Raw genomic sequence first — 21,186 nt, forward strand, 5'->3', positions numbered from 1 at the left:
CGCGTGAGCGCGGTACCCGGACTTCGTACCCGTCCACCGTCGGTCGACAGCGTCTTGCGCTGGCCCGCGGTGGAAGCACTCGCCGCCGCGCACGGCAGGCCGCTGGTCGTGGACGCGGCGCGCGAGGAACTCGCGGCACGGCGCGCATCGGGCGAGATCGGCGCCGATGACGACATCGCTGCCGCGATCGCCGCGCGCACACTTGAACAGCTCGCGCCCTCGCTGCGCAAGGTGTTCAACCTGACCGGTACCGTGCTGCACACCAACCTCGGTCGTGCGCCGCTGCCGCCGGAGGCGATCGATGCCATGGTGAAGGTAGCGTCCGGCGCATCGAACCTCGAATTCGATCTAAACACCGGCAAGCGCGGCGACCGCGACGATCATATCGAACGCTGGCTGTGCCGCCTGACCGGCGCGGAAGCGGCGACGGTGGTGAACAACAACGCCGCGGCCGTACTGCTTACCCTCAACACGCTCGCTCCACGCAAGGAAGCCATTGTGTCGCGCGGTGAACTGGTCGAGATTGGCGGAGCGTTCCGACTGCCGGACATCATGGCGCGCGCCGGCTGCAAGCTGCGCGAAGTCGGCACGACAAACCGCACCCATCTGGGCGACTACGCGGAAGCGATCGGTGCCCGTACGGCGCTGCTGCTGAAGGCGCATACCAGCAACTATCGGGTTGAAGGCTTTACCGCTGCGGTGGATGAAGCGGCACTCGGCGCGCTCGCGAAAGACAAGGACCTGCCCTTTGTGGTCGACCTCGGCAGCGGCACGCTGGTCGACCTCGCCCGCTTCGGCCTGCCGCACGAGCCGACACCCGCGGAGGCGCTGGACAATGGCGCCGACCTCGTCACCTTCAGCGGTGACAAGCTGTTGGGCGGACCGCAAGCCGGCATCATCGTCGGCCGTGCCGACCTCGTGGCGCGCATCAAGAAGAATCCGATGAAGCGCGCCATGCGCTGCGACAAGCTAACCATCGCAGCGCTGGATGCCGTGCTGCGGCTGTATGCCGACCCGGACCGGCTTGCACGGCGCGTGCCGGCAATCCGCTTGCTGGCGCGCGCAGCGGACGAGATCGATGCCCTGGCCCGGCGCGTCCAGCCTGCGGTGTCAGCGTGGCTCGCGGGTCGCGCCGAAGTGGAGGTATTCGCTGTACAAAGCCAGATCGGCAGCGGGTCCTTGCCGGTGAACTTGCTGTCGAGTGTCGCCTTGCGCATGGTCCCGACCGGCGGGAAGCGCGTTGCGGGCAGGGCGCTCGAAGGCCTTGCCGCGACGTTCCGCGCATTGCCGGTGCCGGTAATCGGGCGCATCGCCGACGGCGCCTTCCTGCTCGATTTGCGCTGCCTCGAAGACGAGGCGGAATTCATTGGGCTGTTTGCCGGCGAGGGGAGAGCGTGATCATCGCCACCGCCGGCCATGTCGACCATGGCAAGACCACGCTGGTGAAGGCGTTGACCGGGGTCGATACCGACCGCCTGAAAGAAGAGAAGCTGCGCGGCATGTCGATCGAGCCCGGCTTTGCGTATCTTGATCTCGGCAGCGGCGCCCCCGTCGGCTTCGTCGATGTCCCGGGACACGAGCGCTTCGTGCGCAACATGCTGGCCGGCGTGGCAGCGGTGGACTACGCGCTGCTGGTGATAGCGGCCGACGATGGTCCCATGCCGCAGACGCACGAACACTTGGCGATACTGGAGTTGCTCGGCATCCGCGACGGCGCCGTTGCTATCACCAAGGCTGACTGCGTGTCGCCGGCGCGCCTTGCGGAGGCGCAGGTCGAGATCGCCGCGGCACTGTCGCCGACTGCTTTGTGCAATGCGCCTGCATTTACCGTGGCAGCGACCAGCGGAGCCGGTATCGAAGCTTTGCGAACCCATCTCGCCAAGGCGGCGCGCGCGCAAAGGAAGCATCCGGCCGAAGGTAATTTCCGCCTCGCTGTCGATCGTTGCTTTTCGCTGGCCGGGACAGGGCAGGTCGTGACTGGCGCGGTGGCGTCCGGCCGCATCCGCATCGGCGATGAGGTGATGGTGTCCCCGCAAGGCGTGTCGCTGCGGGTACGCGGCATCCATGTGCACAATCGCGCGGCGGAAGACGCCTGCGCCGGATGGCGTTGCGCATTGAACCTGGCCGGCACCGACCTCAAGAAGGTATCCATCGAACGCGGTGACTGGATCGTTGCACCGGACGCGCATGTGCCGACCGAACGCTGCGATGTGCGCATCACCGTGCCGGTTTCGCAAGACAAGCCGCTGGCGCACTGGACGCCGGTGCACCTGCATTGCGGCGCCGCCGCGGTCAATGCACGGGTGGCCCTGCTGGAAGGGCAGGCAATCGCGCCGGGCGCATCCGCGCTGGCGCAATTGATCATTGACAGGCCCGTCATGCTGCTGCGCGGCGACCGCTTCATCCTGCGCGACCAGTCGGCGCGGCACACCATTGCCGGCGGCGTCGCGCTCGACCCTGACGGAGCGGTGCGCGGGCGGGCCAAGCCGGCGCGCTTGGCGCATCTCGCCGCGATGGCATGCGACACGCCGCGCGAAGCGCTGGAGCGCCTGCTGGATGCGCAGCCCGATGGCGTGTGGCTCGACCGCTTTGTTCGCGCATGGAATCTCACCGCCGACGAATCCGCTGCCTTGCTGGGGCAATTTTCGTTGGCCACTTTCCCGGATGCGGGCGAAACACGCGGCGTCACGGCAAGTAGTTGGCAAGCCATGCGCAGCCGCTTGCTGTCTAACCTGCGCGAATGGCACGATGCGCAGCCAGAAGGCATCGGTCCGGGCGAAGCGATGCTCGCCGATCAGCTTGGCGAGCGCACCCTGGCGCCGGCATGGCGCGCGGCGCTGAGGTCGCTGTGCGAAGAAGGGCAGATCAAGCGGGAAGGCATCAGCCTGCGTTTAGCGGAGCACAGTCCGCGCCTGTCGGAAAACAATGCGGCGATGCTGGCGCAAGTCAACGGGGTATTGCAGGCATCGGGCTTGCGTCCGCCTGCGGCCGGCGAGATGGCGAAGATGCTCGGCATCGACCTGGCGGCGCTGACCGCCTTCCTCGAACACGCCAGCCGCCTTGGACACCTTGTGCGCGTCGCCAGGAACCGCTTCTTCCTGCCCGCAACGATGGATGAGTTGGCACGCGTGGCCGAGAAGCTCGCCGGCGAATCGGTAGGCGGCATGTTCGAGGCGGCGGCCTATCGCGACCGGTCGGGGCTGGGCCGCAACGTCACGATCGAAGTGCTGGAATTCATGGACCGCATGCGCATTACCCGCTACGCTGGCGGCAGGCGTCGGATCGCCGCATGAACCCGGCAATGATGTGCAGGACAACGGAAGGGAATCGTATCCCGGTGGAGCGCCCGGACTTCAAATTCGGCGGGACGCGCATGGCGTGTCTGGTGGGTTCGACTCCCACTCCCTTCCGCCACGGCCAGGACGCGCGAAAGATCCTGAAACAGGTCGGCCAGCCGGCGCGCTGTGACTAATCCGCCCGGGATTGCCGTGCACGAGGTACATCATGCGGGTCTGCGTGACAATACTACCTAGCGGCAGCACGCGCAAATGGTGTTTCTGCAGAATGCTGCACAGGTGATGGTGCGGCAGCTAGGCGTAGCCGTAGCCTTCGTAGAGGGTGTCGATGGCGTTGTCGCTGGCGCTGACGTGCCAGAGCGGCACGCGATTTGAGCTGCCTAGCCGGCGGGCGGCGGCATTACCCCGCTGAAAACGACGACTTCGACTTGGCTGTACAAATCCTGGATCGATATTGGGCGTTGCAGCTGAAACAGGGGATATTGGGGAAAGCCCGTGTTCGTGCTACCTCGTGAGTGGCGTCATGGCCACCTTACGAAATGCTGGGCGTTCGGCCTGGCGCCGGAATCACTCTTCCAAATGGAGCAGAGGTTATGCGTGTGTAAGGCCGTGAGATTGTAAGCTTGGATTAATTGCGGTGCTGCTCGGGATATAGGAGGAGGTCGTCCGGAGAAAGGCAATAACTTCAACATAGGATTATTTAATGCAAACTTTGGAGCCTGTCAGAATTTCTGCGTAAAGCGAGGTCGTGAAATAATGCCGAAAGGGATTTTCCATGACCGAAGCAATGACCAACAAGAAGCCTAAAAAGCAGAAAGCACCACCACCGTTTCTAGTCGAACTGATTGATCAGTTGCTGGCGACCGTACAGAACAAGGATGCTGAATCGATCCTGGGCGAGTCCGGACTGGCAGGGCAGCTCAAGAAGATGCTGGCCGAGCGCATGCTGTCGGCCGAACTGACGCACCACCTGGCCAGCGAAGGCGAGGCCAGCAAGAACCACCGCAACGGCACGTCGCCCAAGAAGGTACTGGCACCGGGGGGCGAACTGCAGCTTGATGTGCCGCGCGACCGGCTGTCGAGCTTCGAGCCCAAACTGGTGGCCAAACACCAGCGGCGCATGCTCGGCTTTGATGATCATGTCATCAGCATGTACGCACGCGGCATGAAGGTCCGGGAGATCCAGGGCCATCTGTTGGGGCTGTACGGCACCGAAGTATCGCCGGACCTCATTTCTACTATTACCGACGAAGTCATCGAAGAAGTCACCTAGTGGCAACAGCAGCCACTGGAGGCGATGTATCCGATCGTGTACTTCGATGCCTTGCGCCGGAAGATCCGTGACGAAGGAACGGTCAAGAACAAAGCGGTGTACCTGGCACTTGCCGTGCGTGCCGATGGACGCAAGGAAGTGCTGGGCTTGTGGATCGAACAAACCGAAGGCGCCAAGTTCTGGCTCAAGGTCTTCAACGACCTGAAGAACCGCGGCTTGAACGACATCCTGAGCGCGGTAGTGGACGGCCTACGGGCCTTCCCGGAAGCCATTGAGGCGGTCTATCCACAGGCGCAGATCCAGACCTGCATTGTGCACCTGATCCGTAACTCGACCACACTGGCAGCATGGAAGGACCGCAAGGACCTGGCGGCAGCGCTCAAGCCGATCTACCAAGCAGCCAATGCGGACCTGGCAGCTGCGGCACTGGATGAGTTTGCCGCTGGCCCTTGGGGCAGCAAGTTTCCGGCGGTAGCGGCGATGTGGAAGCGTCAATGGCAGTAAGTGATTCCCTTCTTTGCGTATCCCCCTGAGGTCAAAACCATCATCTACACTACCAATTCCATTGAGAGCCTGCATATGCGGCTGCGTAAGATCGTCAAGAACCGCGGACACTTCCCCAGCGACGAGGTAGCCACTGAGCTACTGTTCCTGGCCTTACGCAATATCGAAAAAGACTGGAAGATGCCGCAACGGACGTGGAAGCAGGCGGACAATCAGTTCGCCATCATGTTTGGCGAGCGCTTCACCAACGCTATTAACTAAACCGACCTCGCACACAGAAATCCTGACACGTCCAAATATGCTGGAGCTGGACTTACCGCTATTCTTTGTTAATCTAATAGTTGCCGGCATCAATTTGATTAAGGGGATAACAAAATGATCGACATTCGAATGATTTTCATTAGCAGTTTGCGTTTGTACTTTGCGCCACTTGTTGGGGCCTACAGAGGCGTGCGCGCAGAAATGGACCGTCTAGAACGCGAGCGCGCTTAACACTCGCAACTCACACTTTTACCGCCTTCGACTTTTTTACCGCCTTCGACTTTTATGCGTCGAACGTACTTTATTTCTGTACGGCCAATAGAGTTGGTCTAGAAGACGGCCGTCCCTAGCCCAATTTGCTTGGCAAGCATTCAGCCTTTTGGTCAAATTGTTGACCTATTGAAATCATCTGAAGTCAGGCTGCTAAAGCAAAAGCTTTGGCAGGTGTTTTCATGCATAGCGCCTGGCTAAATTTTCGACAGCGCCGCGGAGGTTAACCCGGTCTACACTCTCGGCAAAATCGACGGCTCAACGACTTGATCGACGCCGCAACTGGCTCAAGCACGTCCGCGCCGTGGTCATGCAGATGATGTAATTGGCCAGTTACCATCTGCTCACAACCGAAACAGCCATGATCCGCAGACATTTGCGTCTGGCCTTGCTAACTACAACTCAAGAAAAATTTCGAGTCTCGCTAGCTCTATCCCCATATGTCGCTGATCTGCGCAGTCTAAAGTGTGTCATCGCGTGTCAGCGCAGCCAAAAAACGGGCCGCCGGATCATTCGTTTCGGCGGCGATCTCATCCCAATATTCCGCAGTTTTCATCAACGTTTGGTTGTATTCCTCGATAGTAAGCGGTACTCGTAGGCTGCAAGTAATTCGTGAATAGGCCTCCTGCTCAGCTTTTGTAAGCCGCAATCGTCTGTTCAAAATGATAGGCATTTATTACTCCTCACTAGTTCTCTGACCAGAGTACCGCATAAAAGGCTCAGGTCAAGACAACATTCTTCAATGTCTCGTTGGGACGCCAAATCCTTAATATGAATTTGCGCTCGAAGCCCGAAGCTCAACTTGCTGCGATCTTCTCAGATGAAATCACAGACTTAAAAGCCGCGCCTTATCCGACGAAATTTTTGCCAGCAGGTCCATTACCGCCGCCTTAGCATTTGAGGCGGGATGGGGTCTTGACCTCACACACTTTTAGGATAGTGTCAAAAGGTCTCCTTTATTGAAAGCGGTTATGACAACTTCCCCTTCAACGAAACAGCTCCCACGGATGGCATGGTACGGATACTTGGTATTTCATGCATTTCTTACCCTGGCTTTACTGGCATCACTGGCAATTAGCACAGGCAGTCTGTTATCACATCACCGGCACGGACTTCACAGCATCGTATATAACATTGCCGCCTTCATTGCGATGTCTTGCGGATTGCATCACGTCTTCAAAAGGCAATGGAGTACCTTTTGCACTGCAGCAGCGCTGATTGTCAGCTGCTGTGTCTCGGCAGCGTATTCTGTCTCGGAACTCTCAAATTGGGGCGCCCTGGTCGCTGCGTTGTTCGAGTCATGGTTGATCTATCGAATATTGCCGTACGTTGTCCTGCCGGAAGACGAGGATGATCTACCATCTCTTCCGGCAAAGCCAAGCACCACTCCTGCGGTCGAACGTCGCTACAGTGCTTGCGTCCAAACTGTGACGTTCGGCGAGATAGCAGGCATGGAAAACATCAAACAACGGCTATGGACCGCTGGTCAAAACCTTCTGACTAATCGTGCTAGCAAAACCAGGAATGGCATTCTTCTGTTTGGGCCTCCCGGCTGTGGCAAGACGTACTTCGCTCAGGCATTGGCTGGCCAGCTTGACCTGCCGCTGATTTCGATTACGTCAGGAGATTTGGCAAGCAGGTGGATTAATGAAAGCACGGAAAACCTCGTGCAGGTATTCCGTGAAGCAGCAGCCCAGGCGCCTTGCGTATTGTTTTTTGACGAGTTCGAATCGGTGGCTGAACATCGTGCTCGCCATTCTTCTTCTGGCGAAGGAATTCAGATGGTCAATACGCTACTCGCGGAAATCGTCAAGCTACGTCGACATCGCGTTATTTTGATCGCCGCAACCAATTATATGGACCGGCTGGATCCGGCGGTAATCCGGGAAGGCCGTTTCGACTTCAAAATTGAAGTGCCGCCGCCTGACTTCAATGCACGGCGTGCCATCCTGGAAGATGCCATCGTACAGCACATGGGGCTTGGTTATATAGAAGGCGACACAATTACACTAGCGGCCCAGCGTTGGGAAGGCTTTTCAGTAAAGCGTCTGCAGGCAGTGGCTGAGCAGATCCCAGAAGTAAGGCAGGGCATCAAATTTGCGACGATTGACTATCCGATGCTGTGCCGGGCACTACGTCTTGTGCAAGGACACAAAGGGAAGCTACCGGAACAAACTAAAAGTATTAGCGAACTCGTGTTTGCGCCCCCGTTCACAGAGCGTCTACAGGGAATTTTGTATCGACTTCGCGAAGTCGAGCAGCTGCAAGGGAAAGGCGGTACAGCGCCAACCGGAATTCTGTTTAGCGGCCCTCCCGGAACGGGCAAGACTGAAGCGGCGCGTGCTCTGGCCAAGGATAGTAGCTGGGCGTTCTTGGCGACGACGGGGCAGGACTTGCTGGTCAATCCATGCCATATCGATGAGCTAGTCAGTGAAGCAATGGAGCTGCGTCCAGCGATCATCTTTATTGATGAAGCCGACGACGTACTGTTATGGCGGGAAGCGTCATCCTATGCATCCGTGACGAACAAATTGCTCACGGTCATGGATGGTGCAAAAGGGCGCCCGCCAGACCTGGTCTTTATTGCCGCCACCAATTATCCAGAACGCCTCGATCCGGCAGCGCTGCGAGGCGGCCGATTCACGGAAAAACTGCAGTTTCACTTACCGTCCCAGGAAACACTGGCACGCTATATTGATAGATGGTGTCAATCCAGTGTCGCCACGTTCGATCCAGTGTTATTGCCCGAAACCCTTGCTTCCATATTGAAGGGACAGTCCATTGCGAATGTGGCTGCAATTTTGCAGGAAGCGATCAATATTCGGATCAGTAGACGCGCAGGACGGGACCTGACGCCGGTGAATAGATCTGATGTGATGCAGGCAATGAACACAATCGTAGGGGCGTCACAGTCCCATCGCGTTGCCGGTACACGTTTCAGGCATGCTTGCCATGCTGGCTAACACATCGAGGCAATTCCTATAACTGGTAGAAGGGTAACAGATGAACGCACGGGCGCGATGCCATGCTGACAACGAAAGCGATAAAAGCAGGGTGATGGACGTAGCCAAGTCAGTCTTCGATGAACAGCATGACTTGGAACTGTGGTACATCAACGAGCCGATTCCGGTCTTCGAAGGCTTTACGGCGCAAAGACTGGTGGAACAAGGACGTGTGAACGCATTGTTACGGTATTTGCGCTCGCTGGATGCCGGGTTCTGCGGATAATTACTGCCGAAGTCGGTTGCGTGATGATCTTGCCGAGCTTCCTCGTCTCATTTTGAAGAAACGCGCTTCCGCTAGCATTGCAAGTTCAACTATTCATTTTTGAGCGCGGCGGGGAGAGCTATCTCACTGTAAGCATATACACAGCGGAGCATGCTCTCCGAAAATACGGCGTCAGAGTCTCTGTTAGCGTGCTGACTCTTCGAGCGAAATGAGATGATATCCAAACGTCCAACTCCAAAAAAACATATCGAATCGTTCGGGTCTGCAGGCTGCCACCGCCGGCGTCCGTGACTGCCATTGCGCGGATAATGCTTACATTGACTGCATGCTAATGTGTTGCTAAGCCATAGCAATTGTTTGACCGCGCTGGTGTTAAAACGGAACATGCCAGAATTGAACAATCAATAGTTATTTTTCATCCATTGTTTAGAAAAGACGGCTAGGACCGCATTCGGGATACAATGAACGGCAAAATCTAGGCATAGGGCTAACCGGGGATGCTTGGCCAAAAACTTAAATTTGGAGCCATTCTTTGCGCCATTAAAGAAAACGGTGAAGGCAGAAGGAAAATTCCCGCATGCTCGATCCTGGCAGAAATTGGAATAGGCTTCCATGCGCTCCTCTTCAGAAATATTCGGTTGGACCCGCCGACTCATCCTGAGAAACTGCGCATATTGACGCTCCCGCCCGTCGCCTGAGCCGGCCAACATTGCGGCCACCGACCGCGAATCCTTTTTGACCCATTCGTTCAAACTGTGATCGGCTACCCAAGTTGGGCTTACCTTCTTGCTTGTATCCATGCTTACGCTCCTTTGGCTGTATGCCTGAGAAAACGGTAACAAGGAAGTTTGCGAAATCAAGAGGGGAAGGGCGACTTTTTTCGAACGCTCAAGCAAATTTTTCGCCGAGTGTCTTCAGTCTGAGTGCAGTCCGCACGTTGGCGAACTGTTATGGGGGCGGCAAGCGCGCTTGCTTTTATTCTAAGTACTCTCGCATCGGGAGTGCTTCTTCGGTGCGCCAAGTAGTTGCGTCCTCGGGTTCCATGGGGAGGCGGGAAGTGCCTATTCTGCTTGACATTCCCGTCTACCACATGGATCGATGAGGCTCTAATGGTATACGTCGAGGTCCTGAGCGCTGAAGTCCAACGTAATAGTTTTGGAGGCGGAAGCCGTGTCCGGTGCCTCCTCACGCGCAACGGGAGCGTAATTTACGGGGGAGGGCTGCGAATTCACGGTGCCCTCTTGCGTTACAGGCACAATGCCGACTGGAACCAAAGTGCCCGATTGCGCGCACTTCCCGTTTAAAGTCCAACAATTTAACACCGCAAGCGCATACCGGCGCCGCTCGAGACCAGGACTGCGTCGGGCGAATTCATCGTATGCCCGATTGCTCTTTTTGATGGTGAACGCAACCGTAAATGACGCTCCAGAAGTTGCGCTGGGGAGCCCTACTTGACTATAGCCACGACCGTAACGCTCGCCAAGATGCCATTGCTCCACGATAGAAGCCGCGCGCCGACCTTGTTCTGCGCCTATCGGCAAGTGCTTGATTTCATCGTGAACCGGATCGCCTGGTCCGATAGTTATTCTGATGCGAATGCTGGAGTTTTCCATTATGTGTCCTTATGCGGATTGGCTGATCGTCGCTTCACCGTACATCTGAAAGCCGAGAACGTTGCTGAAGATCGGGTTTTCGTCAACGAGTAACTGCAGGCCCGGAAGCATCTTTTCAATGATTGGCTTGAAGATGGTTGCTCCACCTCCCGTCAGCACCACGTTACGAACATCCGTCATCGACTTCACACTATGCAACATGGCGTTGATCTGATCCTGAGCCTTCAATTCAACAATGGAAGTAAAGTCGGAAATATTGTGGTCCTTTCCAGCTGCATAGAAGGTCGAATCCTGGCCATTGAGCGCGTTATCGATATCCCGCAGGATTCGCGTCATGGCTTTCAGATCCGGATTGATATGGTCGGCAACTGCCATAAGCAGGGCGGAAACACCTCCTTGGTATGCGCCGCAACGGGCATCTTGGGCAACAATACCCTCAGCAAGGAACCAGTCAAAAGTTCCGTACCCGACATCCAAAACCAGATTGGTTTGTTTAGCCACTTTTCCATAAAGTCCGCGGGGCATGCTGTATGCGATCAGGGCGCCGACCGGTTGTGGCAAGACACGAGCTGCCTTTACCTCAACGCTGAATTGGTTGCCGGCGTTCGGCCGATCCTTTTTGTAGGGGTTGGGAATCGTATGGCCACCGATAAGTCGCTCGCGCAAGGCGTCCTTGTGCACGTTATAAGTATTCATTGGCAAGCCTACGACGAGCAGATCGATTGCTGACACCGCCATCCGGTATAGCGAGCCACGAACTAGCGCAAGGTAGGGATCCGATATGGGGAAATTTGGGTTTAGGTTGCGACCAGAAGTCCCGTCGGTGTGATTCAGTGCAGTATCACCGACAATGAAATTAGCGTTGTTTGCCTGGACGGCGATGTTATTGCTTTGGGCGAGCCCGAACAAGTCCCCAACAGATTCCGTCGATTTCGCCTTGGCGACAATGCTTGGGAAAACACCGACTTGCGCCGAGCCGTCCGCGGCCTTACCCAGATTCGATGTCGTGAATTTGTTGTTACCGTATCCAACGTCGTTGGCTCTCACAGTTTTTTGTGTCATTGCATCCTCAGGTTAGTGGAACAGTTGGATTTTCCGCTGACCGCCCCCTGAGAAACCTCGCGAATAACCCGTCGAAATGGGTTAATTCGCATTTGAACCGTTGAAAATAGCGTCTTGATGCCGCACCGAGGTCGAAAACTACAAAATATGGCGGGTATTTATACGCGACCAGGTCAGTTTCTTTCAGACCCCGTCAGGCACGATAAAATTTGTCCGCTAGCAGTAAAAAATAGCGCGATCAGGACACTTTTTAAAATCGAAATTCGAGGCTGCCGCGGTTCGGTTATGCATGGCTAAATCGGATGATTTTAGGAGCGGAATTTGACCTGGAGGCTTGAATAAGTGAGTGAATTCTCTGAGATGTAGACGCGGCATGACGGCAACCCAGCGGCGTTTAAGAAAAAGCGCTTGACAACTCCGCTATCCGTATTCAAAAATGCATCCCATCAGCGACCCACGTCGCGATACCAGCTGCCGGATGCAGCAGAGCATTAGGCCCGATCGGCCTACACTGAAAGATCAGTAGCACAAAAAACGGCATCGCCGTTTTTTTAAAGACTTTGTTTTCGGAATGTGCTGAAAACAGAGTTTGGAAAAAATGAGGTTTCATGCGGCTTCCCGGACGATTTTGGGAAAAAAAACTGCAGTGACAACCTCCCCAAATCACGTCAAATCCGAACCTTGACTCTGTCGCAAAGACAGACGGTTGACTCCTATTGGCCCCACTAATTGGGGCAGGATGACCGCATCAGGTGCCCAACGCCATGACGGTGGCAGTCGTGACTCTCGTTGAGGATCGAAGGATTTGATTTGTATCCCCCATGTACCTCAAGGACATGGCGTTGGCGCGGAACGACAAAGCGCCTTACAGCGGCTCCGACGCGGGGCCGTTCCCGATCTGACATGGTTACCCATCTCAATCAGGCTCTCCATCACCCAGAAATGGGACGAGGAGAGGTTCGTACGTTTTTTAAGAAAATTCGCCCCGCAACGCACGTAGGCGTGCCCCCGTCCAAGGTTTGGATAGTTAAGTTGTAAAGCTCACGAAAATTACACGCGTCTGATGTAGACGGCGTGCGCCGAACATTGAGTTTGCGCATACGGTCGACGTGGGAGTCAGGCGCAGAGCGAGGAATGGAAATGAAGGTAATAGAAACGAATCAATTGCCCCGTCGCCGCTCGGCGGTTTTTCAAAGTAGTGGTCCAGAGAAGCCAACACATGGCGGTTTTAAACCGAAATTGGATTGGGTCATCGCTCAGCACGTTCACAAGAAGGTCGGCAAGTCGGGGCACGCCTCGTTGCAAACGCAAAAGACCCGCACGAACGTGTTGTTTAAGTGCTTCGGTGAGTTGAGAAACGAGTGTGGTTGCAAGATTGAAGATCCTAAAAATATAAAACCACGCCACATAGGGCGGCTCGTGCAACTTTGGAAAGCGAAAGGAATTGCCGCTTCGACGATCAAAAACAATTTATCGATCCTGGCAATCTTTTGTGAGTGGGTGGGGAAGCCAGGCCTGGTTAAGCCGATGGCTTATTACTGCCCCGAATTAAAAGTCGAATATGCGGCCAAAGTCGACAAATCACCGTCCAAGAACGAAATCGATGTTAAGGACTTGGTGAGCAAAATGTATGCGTATGACCGGCATGTGGCCATGCAGTTTCTGTTTGCAATGGCCTTTGGCGCGCGGGTGCGGGAGACCTGCTGCTTCAAACCGCACGTCAACGATAGGGGCCTCTATATAGAAATGAGCCAGGGGACCAAAGGCGGCCGCTATCGGACCGTGCCTATTGAAGAGCCGTTCCAGAAATTTGTGCTAACTGCGCTCAAGAACCATGTGCCTGCGAGGAACCGACACCATCCCGGATATATCGCCAATCCTAACAAAACCCTCGCCCAAAATGAGCGCAGGTATGAATACGTAATGTCCAAATTTGGGATCACGAAAGCCGATTATGGGTTTACAAGCCATAGTTTGCGCCAACAATATGGATGTGATTCCCTCGAGAAGTGGGGGATAACAGCGACTGTGCGAGGCGGCACCGGCAAGATAAGCGACGAAGTATTGGACGCCGTGTTGAAAAACAATCTCGGGAAGGAGCCGATTTGATGACGAGGTTGAGCAAAAAACAACTGGACCGGATGGCCGCGGTTGACCAGGCCTTTACGAACGCGGTGGCGTTAATCCCTTCGTCGCCGAACCAGGCCAAACATGACGTTCAGAAGATTGCCGAGCGTTACCGGGGGATCACTATCCCGCCTTCAATGTCGAAGGAACAGGCCCGTCGCGTACTTAGCGACTTTGCGTACCACCAGGTCAGCGAATCACTCGGTCACGGGCGCAAATCGGTCATCCCGGCATATTCCGGCGCCTTTCTCGCTGGCCGGAGATCTGGGGAAGCGACTCTACAAGCGGTGAGAGAGGCGAAGGAGCGGGCGGACAAACGGAAGGAAGAGGCAGCGGCAAAGACATCTGTCAAGCGCAAGCCTGTCGGCGAAATTCCCAACGACCCGATCTGGGCCCTGGTACTGGGAAAGCCCTTATCTCATAAAGATTGAGATTGGACGTGATACGCCGGCTTCCAACCTGACCAACTGATCCAATTTGCGGCTGGTCCGGCGCCGCCGCCGATTGGGTAGAGACCGTCTCGCTAAGACAAGCCGTGATGAATACGGGATGACGAACGAAGCGATGACGAACGCTAGGTTGTGTTCCACGCACTGTAGACGGCGGCAGCCAGATGCGTGCGGATTGCTGAAGGATTGAGGGCGCAGAAGCTTGAAATTGGCGCCCGCAAGGGAAGCGTTGAAGTAATGACACCTGTGAGAATTCACGGCCACATGATTAAGGAGTAGAACTGATGGCAAAGAACGGTAGAAAGTATCGAGGCGAGACTAAAGAGGAACGGGAGCGGAGGGAAGCCAAGGCGGACCAGTTTTTTAAGAGGGCAGTGTCGATGCTCAAGCCGCCAAAGGTCGACACCGAAGAGATTGCAGAGTTACACAAGGGACTTCATATCCCTCCTGGACTGAGCGAAGAAGAGGCCCAGAAATTACGAACAGAGTTTGGGTACGCTCAGCTTACCTTAAAACTTTTGGCGATGATCGCCAGTTGGTCGTACACCGGCCTGCCGTTTGACTTCCAGCCCCTATACCTTCAGCAACTTAAGCGGCGAGAGCGTGCGATGAAAAGGAAAGGCTGACATAGAAAAGGAGCCGACTTGGGGGGTAGGTCGAGCACAACACAGCGAAAGCAACGGGCCGCTGTCTACCAATTCGCCACTGACATGGTGACATTCACCCTTGTCGCGGGTTATCAGGAGAACTCCCTCAAGGGGCGCCAGGTTTACTGGAACGGTGATTGCGGTCGCTCCCAAGTCACTGAGAGGCCTTCCCCAAGAGCATGGGCTGGATTGTGCAGGCGGGGAATTATTCGGTTCGGAATACCCGATCGTGCTTATGAAGGAGGTTGACGATGCAGAATAGTAAGGAGGGACAACTGGCGAATGAGCCGGCGCCGACCGCAGAGCAACTTGCTCCGATTTGGTCAGGCGCCAGGCGGATCGGTGTAGAGACGGCCGCTGGAGCAGGAATGACCAAAATGCTTGTCGAACTGGCGCTTGCCCGTCCCAACGAACAGCTGCGTTACCTTTGCTGTTGACGTTCACCGAAAACTGACCCATTGGGAATGTTCTACGTGAACATCAATAGGCCACATTACCAAGTCCCAGCAGCAGGTACTGAACCAGCAAGAGAACTGAGGTGTACTGTCAATAACGGACACTCTTGTTTCAAGCAACCTGCACGAATTCCCAAGAGTCGGCAAACATGGCGGGTGCCACGTAGCCAAGGCCTGAATGGCGCCGCTGGCGGTTGTAAAAGATTTCGATGTACTCCTGGATCGCTGCCCTGGCTTGAGCCCGCGTCGGATACCGCTGATGATGCGTCATCTCGTTCTTCAGGCTGCCCCAGAAGCTTTCCATCGGCGCATTATCATGGCAGTCTCCCTTGTGCGACATCGACGCCCGTATGCCGAACTGCTCCAGCAGTTGGCGATAGGCATGAGCACAATACTGGGCGCCCCTGTCGGAATGATGAATCAGTCCTGCTGCCGCTCGCTTGTTGCGTACCGCATGCTTAAGTTCCGTCGAGCAATATTCGCATTCAAACTGCAGCTCGTAACATGCCAAGATACGGCCGTGAGGCGCATCCCCTCAATTTCACCTCGCAATTTGAGGCGTATGGTGTATATTCACCAGATACACGTCACAATTTGATTCGTATTAATGACCCTTTCGCCTCAATATATCTGGCAACGCGTTGACTGGCCACGATTCAGGTTTGACCACAGCCGCCTTTTGCCTACTGTTGCCGCCGCACGGCGAGCGCAGGGCATACTGCTTGGCAAAGCCAGTGCAATTGGTCTTCACGCTCTTCCAGGGGCAGAAAATGAAGTCTGGGTCTCAGAGGCCATCGCCACAGCGGCCATTGAGGGCGAAAAACTCAACCTCGATGCTGTCCGATCGTCTGTCGCGCGACGCCTTGGGCTTCAAAACCCACCCGCGGGGCCTGTCTCGCGTCATGTAGAAGGCCTGCTCGACGCGATGGCGGATGCGTCCCGCCATTGGGAAGAACCGCTTTCTCGCGACAGGCTTTGTAGCTGGCAAGCGGCCCTGTTTCCCACGGGGTATTCGTCCATTCGCCAGATCAAGGTGGGCGATTTCCGGACCGATCCCATTGCCGTCATGTCCGGACCAGAAGGCCGGGAAACATCCCATTACGAAGCGCCGCCTGCCGAACAGCTAGAGAGTGAGGTCGGCACATTTCTCACCTGGTTTAACCGGACGCGTGCCGGCGAAGATACGGCTGATATCGATGGATTGGTGCGGGCAGGCCTCGCTCACCTCTGGTTTGAAACGTTGCACCCGTTTGAAGACGGTAACGGCCGCGTAGGGCGAGCAATTATCGACATGGCCTTGGCCCAGGATATCCAGCAGGCCACACGGCTGTTTGGGATCTCTCGCCGAATGGCCACTGCACGCGACGAATACTACCTGCAGCTAGAGCGGGCACAGAAGGGCGATCTGGACGTGACGGAGTGGATTTGCTGGTTCACCGACCAGTTCAAGTTGGCATGCGAGGAATCGGCGCTCATCCTTGATAGGTCTCTTGAAAAAGCCCAATTCTGGGCAGAACACGCTGGCAAGTCTCTTAGCGAGGCCCAACGGAAGGTCGTCAACGTGCTCCTCGACGCCGGCCCGCAGGGCTTTGATGGCGGCATGAGCACGCGGAAGTACGGCAGCTTGGCTCGTGTGTCGCCAGCCACTGCTTCACGCGACCTTGGAGCGTTGGCAAGACTTGGGATGCTAACCATAACGGGGCAGGGAAAATCGACGCGTTACTGGATCAATCTTGACGGCTGGGTAAAGGAACGCGTCACAGGTGAATGACCGAATGCCGTCTCAAATTTGAAGGGAAGGACCGAAATGGACAATATGACTTTTTGACTTTTCACTCGCTACGGCTCTGGGTAGGCATAGTGCTGTATGCGATTTTTTCCACGTTGCAAGAGGGATGAATGGCCAACCGGACGGCCTGCTTGTTGACGTTCACCGAAAACTGACCCTATCCGTACTGGGTGAAGAGAAAGTGCCGCTTGTCTTAACTCACGGCAAGTAACCTAGCCTTAACTGGCTGCTTTTGCCGCATCCCCATTTGCCTCTAGCCGCTGCATCAGCGCAGTCCGCTCCTGCATCCACTCCAACTTTTCCTGCGTTAATTCCGCGACCTTTTGCTCTGCCATCCGGGCAGTCTCGGCCAATAATGTCGCTTCGCGTTCGAATCCTGCAGCAGTTACACGCGCTTCGGTAACTTGGGCGCCGAGCATCGTGGCTTGCGACAGGGCGTCATCTCGCGCCACTGCACTCGCCTCAAGCCTTTCCGCGAGCCGATCCCGTTCAGTCCGAAGACTAATCGCCTGGTCCAGGTTGGCTTTCGATTCTTCCTTCGCCTGCTCAAGCCGACTTTCCAGCTGGCCGAGCTGCGCCTCCTGGCGTGCTTGTAGCACTTGCTGACTTGCCGTGCGTTGCTGGGCTGCAGTCAGTTCATGCTCAAGACGGCTGATCCGCTGTTCAAATGCCTGGCGGTCCGTCATGCGTTGCGCCGCGGTGGCTTCCTGAAAGTACTCGAACTGGGCGCGCGTTTGGTTTAGCTGCTGCTCGAGCGTGCCGACCTCGGCGGCACGGTCCGCCAGGCGGTGCTGCAACCCGTCCTTTTCCGCACGGGTGGCGGCGAGGGTGGTGGTTTGGTTTTGATATTGCTGCTGCAAGTCTAACAGTACGGTTCGCAGTCGGGCACATTCTTCTTCAAGCGCGGTATGTGCAGTGCGAATCGCATCGCGTTCAGCGCGAAGTTGCCGCTCTGTAGCCGCGGCTTCCTGTAATGCCACGACGTGTTTTTCCCGAAGCGCCTCCGCCTGCAGGGTGAAGTCGGCTTGCATGTGCTGGTGCAGACCCTTGACCGCCTCGATCAGCGTCGCGGGCAGGCCAGACTCGGCCGCAGCGATTTCTCCCTGGTGTTCCTCTTTCCAACGCTTGAGGTAGGGGCTGATCGTGCTCTTGCTGCCGGTGCTGCCAAGCGCTTCCCGCACACTGTCGACAGTGGGACTTCTACCATCAGCAACTAGCTGGGATGCCGCGCGTGCGACGTCCGTATAGGAAATACCTGCTCGAGCCATCTATCCCCTGCAAATATCATGTCATGTTACGTACGATTGTAACACTGCTTTTATGTACGGAATGAGCAGCTTTTGCTCTAGGAGAATTTGGCATGCGATAAAGGCGCTTATCGCGGGTTATTCATTCACTCGCCGTGCTATCCTGCGCTGTTCCCCGTTACAGCTGCCCATCATGAGCAACAAAGTGAATCCAAACGTGGACATTCCACAGTTGCCAAATGCCGATGCCGGAAACGGTACCAACGTCGTCATGCGTAACGTCGATACACATGCGGAAATCACTCTGGCAGCCCGGCATCAGGCGTTTCTGGCGGCGGCGACCGCTGATAACACCCGCCGCGCCTACCGCTCGGCGGTCCGCCATTTCCTGGCGTGGGGCGGGGTGCTGCCGTGCGATGAGGGCACAACGATCCGTTACTTGCTTGCGTTTGCCGATTCCCACAATCCGCGTACGCTTGCCGTTCGCCTGACCGCACTGGCGCAGTGGCACCACCAACAGGGGTTTCCTGATCCGACCAGCACCCCGACGGTACGCAAGACGCTGGCCGGTATTGCGCGCCTACATGGCAAGCCCAAGCGAAAAGCCAGGGCGCTGCCGGTGGAGGACCTCGAGCGCATCGCGAGCCACCTCGCTGGACTGAGGACACTGCGTGCGGGGAGGGATATCGCGTTGCTGCAGATCGGCTTTTTCGGTGGCTTCCGGCGCAGTGAACTCGTCAGCTTGGAGGTCAGTCATGTGGCATGGGAAAAGGACGGTATCGTGCTGACTTTGCCGCGATCCAAAACGGATCAGGAGGGCAGGGGGATCAGCAAGGCGATTCCCTATGGCGCAGGTGTTTGCTGTCCGGCCACGGCCTTACGGACCTGGCTCGATGTGGCCGGCATCGCTGACGGTCCGCTATTCCGGGCGATCACCAAGTGGGATGAAGTGCAGGCGAGGGCGCTGAATCCAGCCAGTGTCAATGCCATTCTTGAAAGCTGCGCCCGGGCCGCTGGACTGGAATCCGTGCCTGAACTATCGAGTCACAGCCTGCGGCGCGGCATGGCGACCAGTGCCTACCGGGCCGGCGCCAGTCCGCGGGATATCAAGCGGCAGGGAGGATGGCGTCATGACGGGACAGTCCAAGGCTACATCGAAGAGGCTGGGCAGTTCGAAGAAAATGCGATGAATGCATTGTTGCGGCGCAAATAAGCGCAAAAGTAACTGGCCTGGGGAACTGCGTTGTTTGTATAACAAGATAGAGCTCATGCCATTCTTCCGGCACAACTCCGGTACCGAAGTGCCCGCTTCTGCCTGTTTGAGGATGGCCATGATCTGGCTCTCCGAAAAACGCGACTTCTACATGTAGAACTTCCTCTCTCTGATGGTGGAAAATTCTACCTTCAACTCCGCTTACTTTTCGGGGGAGTTACCCCCCTCAGAAGTGTAAAGCAATGATGTGACAGAGAAATTTGACAGAAATCGCATTAAATTGCGTGCAAAGTACGGTACCCCCCAATAAGCAATCCGCTGTAGTGAGTTGACCCATAAGTCAGATGCAACCGTCAAGTTGAATGCCAAGTAACGATTTATAGCTCTGTGCAAACATTCTCTCGCCAGTCAATCGTTACTACTATTCTCGGAATTGTTATTAATAAGAGGCGCAATCGATTTGGCGTCTAGTTCAATCAGCTTGAACTCAATACCGTGTGTGACCTCGCGAAACACCTCAGGTGATTCGTCAAAAGATGCAGCAACGATACCTTGCAGAGAGGTGCACGCGGCGATTTGTTGCAACAATGCCCTTTGGCTAGATTGAGCCATAGAGTGCTGGCCCGGTTCGTCGAGCATCAAAATCCCAGGATGGCGTCTGCCCCCTTCAGGTAGTGCAGATGCTTGATGAAGAGCTAATAGGTAACTTAGAATCAGACGTACGAAATCACTGGCGCTTGAATCCGCTTTGATATCCGTTGTGGAAAGTGTTGGACGCTGCGCCTTAGATGTTGGGGTGAGGTTGATTTCCCTAAGCTCGATGTTCGAAAGAAACGGGACAAGCGTGTCCTCGTTGATGCGAATATCTCGAATTGGCGCGCTCTCATACTCGAATGCACTTGCATTAGCGCGGAATAATTTTTCAAATACCCCTATCTTACGTTTGTCTTCCTCGGAGTAGTACTCCTTCGGTACCTTGGCACGTGCTGCTTGGTTCAATCGAAGACGCTCGGCAATTTGATCTAGATTTTGGAGAAGTTTTCCAGCCTCTACTTCTGTTTTTTGCAGTCTTTCAGTTTCCAACTCGATCTGAATTTGCTGTCGTACGACAGCACGTGACGCTGTTGCATCGGTCGCGACGTCAGTACGCAGGTCACCCAAAAGAGAACGTGTTTCCTCAATTTTTTGTGAAAGGTCACAAAGTAATCGTTCCGTATCTTTGACTGCCTTCTGGCCCCCGGCAATTTGTCGGTCGAGCATACTTGTCTGCTTCTTGAGGTATTCAATATTCGCCTCGAGGTCCATTTGTGGTCCATCGACTACTTCAATAAGCAATGAGTCAGCAACGTCCTGATGGCAGGTTGGACAACGATTTTTCGCTAACTCGATATCATGAACTTCGGCGCCAAGATTACGCAACTTGAGCGCAGTTTTATTTCGGTTCAAGTCCTCCAGCGCGTCAGCGTGAAGCTTTTCGTACTCGCTGACCGATGCCATTTGATATGTCAGGTTACCCGTAGCGGTCTCGAACAAGTTCGTTAGTCGAAACATTTCTTTCGTTGCTTCTTCTAATGCATTCTGCGCTTCGACTCCCTTTGAATCACCAGAAGCGTTAGCTTTCTGCCCTACAGCGGATTACCTATTGGTTTAGGGGATAACCGCAATGAGCAAACCAGCCCCGGGAGTCTCGGTTGCTGATGGTATTGATGGCTTTTCTAATCGCCTCATCGAGCTCCTCACGCGTACGTGCTT

15 protein-coding genes, 1 tRNA gene and 3 pseudogenes are annotated in these 21,186 nt (G+C 55.7%); 11 read left to right on the forward strand and 8 right to left on the reverse strand.

The window, feature by feature from the left end; genetic code table 11:
* The first annotated feature begins 3 nt into the window (after window positions 1–3).
* The 4 genes and pseudogenes from selA (at window position 4) to G3574_RS27825 (ending at window position 5,334) form a co-directional block, all read left to right on the forward strand.
* Window positions 4–1,398, forward strand: coding sequence for an L-seryl-tRNA(Sec) selenium transferase (selA, locus tag G3574_RS27810; protein ID WP_163968809.1), 1,395 nt, complete (start codon window positions 4–6; stop codon window positions 1,396–1,398).
* A complete protein-coding gene (gene selB, locus G3574_RS27815) occupies window positions 1,395–3,293 on the forward strand; it encodes a selenocysteine-specific translation elongation factor (protein ID WP_163968810.1) in 1,899 nt (632 codons plus the stop codon). The genes selA and selB overlap by 4 nt, the downstream gene beginning before the upstream one ends.
* Window positions 3,294–3,318: 25 nt before the next feature.
* A tRNA-Sec gene (locus G3574_RS27820) sits at window positions 3,319–3,414 on the forward strand.
* Between the two features lie 669 nt (window positions 3,415–4,083).
* Window positions 4,084–5,334, forward strand: a pseudogene (locus G3574_RS27825) (IS256 family transposase).
* Window positions 5,335–6,064: 730 nt separating this feature from the next.
* Here G3574_RS27825 and G3574_RS27830 read toward each other — a convergent pair.
* Window positions 6,065–6,277: a hypothetical protein gene (locus tag G3574_RS27830; protein WP_163968811.1), complete on the reverse strand. Its 213-nt coding sequence runs from the start codon at window positions 6,275–6,277 to the stop codon at window positions 6,065–6,067.
* Window positions 6,278–7,055: 778 nt separating this feature from the next.
* On the opposite strand from G3574_RS27830, the gene G3574_RS27835 reads away from it, so the two are divergent.
* Together G3574_RS27835 and G3574_RS27840 are read left to right on the forward strand one after the other, a co-directional pair.
* Window positions 7,056–8,567 carry an ATP-binding protein gene (locus tag G3574_RS27835; protein WP_163968812.1) on the forward strand — a complete coding sequence of 504 codons (1,512 nt, stop codon included), beginning with the start codon at window positions 7,056–7,058 and terminating at the stop codon, window positions 8,565–8,567.
* Window positions 8,568–8,661: 94 nt separating this feature from the next.
* On the forward strand, window positions 8,662–8,832 hold the full coding sequence (locus tag G3574_RS27840) for a hypothetical protein (protein ID WP_163968813.1): 171 nt from the start codon (window positions 8,662–8,664) through the stop codon (window positions 8,830–8,832).
* 401 nt (window positions 8,833–9,233) lie between these two features.
* Here the strand turns inward: G3574_RS27840 and G3574_RS27845 are convergent, their stop codons facing one another.
* From G3574_RS27845 to G3574_RS27855, 3 genes are all read right to left on the reverse strand, one after another.
* Complete coding sequence (locus G3574_RS27845) at window positions 9,234–9,632, reverse strand: hypothetical protein (RefSeq protein WP_163968814.1); 399 nt, start codon at window positions 9,630–9,632, stop codon at window positions 9,234–9,236.
* Window positions 9,633–10,454: 822 nt separating this feature from the next.
* Complete coding sequence (locus tag G3574_RS27850) at window positions 10,455–11,507, reverse strand: ParM/StbA family protein (protein WP_163968815.1); 1,053 nt, start codon at window positions 11,505–11,507, stop codon at window positions 10,455–10,457.
* A 430-nt stretch (window positions 11,508–11,937) separates the two neighbouring features.
* The gene (locus tag G3574_RS27855; RefSeq protein ID WP_163968816.1) at window positions 11,938–12,117 is read right to left on the reverse strand and encodes a hypothetical protein; all 180 of its coding nucleotides are present in this window, start codon (window positions 12,115–12,117) and stop codon (window positions 11,938–11,940) included.
* 524 nt (window positions 12,118–12,641) lie between these two features.
* On the opposite strand from G3574_RS27855, the gene G3574_RS27860 reads away from it, so the two are divergent.
* From G3574_RS27860 to G3574_RS27870, 3 genes are all read left to right on the forward strand, one after another.
* Window positions 12,642–13,616: a site-specific integrase gene (locus G3574_RS27860; protein ID WP_163968817.1), complete on the forward strand. Its 975-nt coding sequence runs from the start codon at window positions 12,642–12,644 to the stop codon at window positions 13,614–13,616.
* Window positions 13,616–14,065: a hypothetical protein gene (locus tag G3574_RS27865; protein WP_163968818.1), complete on the forward strand. Its 450-nt coding sequence runs from the start codon at window positions 13,616–13,618 to the stop codon at window positions 14,063–14,065. Before G3574_RS27860 ends, G3574_RS27865 begins: the two co-directional genes overlap by 1 nt.
* Before the next feature lie 302 nt (window positions 14,066–14,367).
* Window positions 14,368–14,709, forward strand: coding sequence for a hypothetical protein (locus tag G3574_RS27870; protein ID WP_163968819.1), 342 nt, complete (start codon window positions 14,368–14,370; stop codon window positions 14,707–14,709).
* Between the two features lie 588 nt (window positions 14,710–15,297).
* Here G3574_RS27870 and G3574_RS27875 read toward each other — a convergent pair.
* Window positions 15,298–15,648: pseudogene (locus tag G3574_RS27875) on the reverse strand (integrase core domain-containing protein); the annotation flags it as partial.
* A gap of 144 nt (window positions 15,649–15,792) precedes the next feature.
* On the opposite strand from G3574_RS27875, the gene G3574_RS27880 reads away from it, so the two are divergent.
* Window positions 15,793–16,956: a Fic family protein gene (locus G3574_RS27880; protein ID WP_163968820.1), complete on the forward strand. Its 1,164-nt coding sequence runs from the start codon at window positions 15,793–15,795 to the stop codon at window positions 16,954–16,956.
* Window positions 16,957–17,192: 236 nt separating this feature from the next.
* Here G3574_RS27880 and G3574_RS27885 read toward each other — a convergent pair whose 3' ends face one another.
* Complete coding sequence (locus tag G3574_RS27885; protein ID WP_163968821.1) at window positions 17,193–18,242, reverse strand: DNA-binding protein; 1,050 nt, start codon at window positions 18,240–18,242, stop codon at window positions 17,193–17,195.
* A 172-nt stretch (window positions 18,243–18,414) separates the two neighbouring features.
* Here G3574_RS27885 and G3574_RS27890 point away from each other — a divergent pair, with 172 nt between their 5' ends.
* Window positions 18,415–19,434, forward strand: coding sequence for a site-specific integrase (locus tag G3574_RS27890; protein ID WP_235953659.1), 1,020 nt, complete (start codon window positions 18,415–18,417; stop codon window positions 19,432–19,434).
* 15 nt (window positions 19,435–19,449) lie between these two features.
* On the opposite strand, the pseudogene G3574_RS27895 reads toward G3574_RS27890, so the two are convergent.
* Window positions 19,450–19,578 (reverse strand): annotated as a pseudogene (locus tag G3574_RS27895) (transposase); the annotation flags it as partial.
* Between the two features lie 264 nt (window positions 19,579–19,842).
* Complete coding sequence (locus G3574_RS27900) at window positions 19,843–20,931, reverse strand: hypothetical protein (RefSeq protein ID WP_163968822.1); 1,089 nt, start codon at window positions 20,929–20,931, stop codon at window positions 19,843–19,845.
* Window positions 20,932–21,186: the final 255 nt, after the last annotated feature.

This window comes from Noviherbaspirillum galbum, assembly GCF_010974945.1.
Lineage (GTDB): Bacteria > Pseudomonadota > Gammaproteobacteria > Burkholderiales > Burkholderiaceae_D > Noviherbaspirillum > Noviherbaspirillum galbum.

Excerpts from the sequence above, each read along its gene's own strand:
- G3574_RS27830 (WP_163968811.1), bottom strand. The coding sequence starts at position 6,277 with ATGCCTATCATTTTGAACAGACGATTGCGGCTTACAAAAGCTGAGCAG.
- G3574_RS27835 (WP_163968812.1), top strand. The coding sequence starts at position 7,056 with ATGGAAAACATCAAACAACGGCTATGGACCGCTGGTCAAAACCTTCTG.
- G3574_RS27840 (WP_163968813.1), top strand. The coding sequence starts at position 8,662 with ATGGACGTAGCCAAGTCAGTCTTCGATGAACAGCATGACTTGGAACTG.
- G3574_RS27845 (WP_163968814.1), bottom strand. The coding sequence starts at position 9,632 with ATGGATACAAGCAAGAAGGTAAGCCCAACTTGGGTAGCCGATCACAGT.
- G3574_RS27850 (WP_163968815.1), bottom strand. The coding sequence starts at position 11,507 with ATGACACAAAAAACTGTGAGAGCCAACGACGTTGGATACGGTAACAAC.
- G3574_RS27855 (WP_163968816.1), bottom strand. The coding sequence starts at position 12,117 with ATGAAACCTCATTTTTTCCAAACTCTGTTTTCAGCACATTCCGAAAAC.
- G3574_RS27860 (WP_163968817.1), top strand. The coding sequence starts at position 12,642 with ATGGAAATGAAGGTAATAGAAACGAATCAATTGCCCCGTCGCCGCTCG.
- G3574_RS27865 (WP_163968818.1), top strand. The coding sequence starts at position 13,616 with ATGACGAGGTTGAGCAAAAAACAACTGGACCGGATGGCCGCGGTTGAC.
- G3574_RS27870 (WP_163968819.1), top strand. The coding sequence starts at position 14,368 with ATGGCAAAGAACGGTAGAAAGTATCGAGGCGAGACTAAAGAGGAACGG.
- G3574_RS27880 (WP_163968820.1), top strand. The coding sequence starts at position 15,793 with ATGACCCTTTCGCCTCAATATATCTGGCAACGCGTTGACTGGCCACGA.
- G3574_RS27885 (WP_163968821.1), bottom strand. The coding sequence starts at position 18,242 with ATGGCTCGAGCAGGTATTTCCTATACGGACGTCGCACGCGCGGCATCC.
- G3574_RS27890 (WP_235953659.1), top strand. The coding sequence starts at position 18,415 with ATGAGCAACAAAGTGAATCCAAACGTGGACATTCCACAGTTGCCAAAT.
- G3574_RS27900 (WP_163968822.1), bottom strand. The coding sequence starts at position 20,931 with ATGGCATCGGTCAGCGAGTACGAAAAGCTTCACGCTGACGCGCTGGAG.